Here is a 1,378-nt window from a genome sequence, read left to right on the forward strand (position 1 = left end):
GGATAATGGAATGGACCCATCCACTTTTAATCGGCCTCGCAATGGGCCACGATGTAGTCGCTAAAACTCATCAGAAAGAGGACGGGTCCACCTATGAAGATTACTACAATCGGTTTAGATATCGCAAAGTCTGTTTTTCATGCTGTTGGCGTCGATAAAGCGGGTAAGTTAATCAAAAAGAAAATGCTTAGACGCAAGGACTTACTTCCCTTTCTTGCTCAAATTGAGCCGTGTCTGATTGTGATGGAAGCCTGTGGTGGGGCAAATTATTGGGCCAGAGAATTTGAGCTGTTGGGCCACAGCGTCAAGTTAATTGCTCCTCAATTTGTAGTACCTTTTCGGCAAGGTAATAAAAATGACTACAACGATGCGCTAGCCATTGCCGAGGCTGCGCAGCGGCCCAACATGCGGTTTGTAAAACCCAAAAGCGTCGAGCAGCAAGATGTGCAACTGCTCCACCGTATGCGGGAACGATTAACTAAACAATCAACCGCCTTAATCAATCAAGTCAGAGGGATGCTAGCAGAATACGGCATTGTGATGACCAAAAGTAAATCGGCTTTTAAAGTACAGTTCCCAGATATTTTAGCGGATGAAGCCAATACACTGACCACTAAAGGTCGGGCCATTTTTTATCAGTTATATGAAGAATTTAGTGATATAGAAAAACGGCTTAAGAGTTGTGATGCACAAGTGCTCACAGAAACTAAAAACAATGTGATTTGCCAGCGTTTAGAGACTATCCCTGGCATTGGTCCAGTCACCGCTACCGCCTTTTATGCCGCCGCAGGTGATGGTAAAGATTTCAGTAATGGCAGACACTTTTCAGCTTGGTGTGGCTTGGTTCCCAAACAACACAGCAGTGGAGGTAAAGATAACCTTCTTGGAATAAGCAAGCGGGGAAATGCGTATTTACGCACCCTGTTCATCCACGGCGCCAGAGCGGTGTTGCAACACAGCCAGAATAAGCAAGATAAGTTTAGTTGCTGGGCAATCCAGTTAGCAGAGCGCCGAGGTTTTAACCGAGCCTGTGTAGCCGTCGCCAATAAACTCGCGAGAATGGCATGGGTTATCGCGGCGCATGACGAAGAATATCGACTTCCAGTATAGTGCTGAATAGATTCAATAAACGTTAATAATTAACCAACCAGCAAGTTGCTAAGACACTTGAATTGATGATGAGACAGTCAGACTGATCTACTAAAAACCTTAGCTCGCCATAGGCTCATAATGAAGCCGCAAGGATGATAAGGACAGTAGAAGCAGATATCCATCAGGGCCAGAGGCATACCTCAATAACAGGCCGAATATATGGGTGCAATGAACTCTTCTCAAAATTGATATCGAATGTCTTGCAAACCGGATGGGTCCATATATG

Annotated in this window: 1 protein-coding gene; it reads left to right on the top strand. The window is 45.0% G+C overall.

Annotation, left to right across the window (positions count from 1 at the left end):
* The first annotated feature begins 93 nt into the window (after positions 1–93).
* Complete coding sequence (locus tag L5M10_RS23815) at positions 94–1,110, top strand: IS110 family transposase (protein WP_106649633.1); 1,017 nt, start codon at positions 94–96, stop codon at positions 1,108–1,110.
* The last annotated feature ends 268 nt before the right edge of the window (positions 1,111–1,378 follow it).

Source organism: Shewanella sp. SM32 (genome assembly GCF_025654235.1).
GTDB classification, from domain to species: Bacteria; Pseudomonadota; Gammaproteobacteria; order Enterobacterales; family Shewanellaceae; genus Shewanella; species Shewanella oncorhynchi.